The organism is Shewanella sp. 4t3-1-2LB (genome assembly GCF_017368415.1).
Lineage (GTDB): Bacteria > Pseudomonadota > Gammaproteobacteria > Enterobacterales > Shewanellaceae > Shewanella > Shewanella fodinae.
Window position 1 is genome coordinate 1 of sequence record NZ_JAFNJD010000155.1, and the last position, 345, is coordinate 345.

A 345-nucleotide genomic window follows, 5' to 3' on the forward strand; every position below is an offset into this window, starting at 1 on the left:
TGGCGATGACCTACTCTCACATGGGGAGACCCCACACTACCATCGGCGCGATTGTGTTTCACTTCTGAGTTCGGGATGGAGTCAGGTGGTACCACAATGCTATTGTCACCAAGCAAATTCGTTAATTCGGAAAGCTGCTTTCGTGCGTAGTGGTTCTCATACTTCAACCAAGTCTTGCCATTCATTCAAGGTATTCACGACCTCTTGGGAGGTAGTGCTAAAACCCATCTGGGTTGTATGGTTAAGCCTCTCGAGTCATTAGTACAGGTTAGCTCAACGCCTCACAACGCTTACACACCCTGCCTATCTACGTCCTGGTCTCGAACGGCTCTTTAGTGGACTCTA

At 49.0% G+C, this 345-nt stretch carries 2 rRNA genes; both read right to left on the reverse strand.

Annotated elements, in window-relative coordinates:
* Positions 1-113, reverse strand: a 5S ribosomal RNA gene (gene rrf / locus J3L11_RS19075); the annotation flags it as partial.
* Between the two features lie 124 nt (positions 114-237).
* Positions 238-345, reverse strand: a 23S ribosomal RNA gene (locus J3L11_RS19080); the annotation flags it as partial.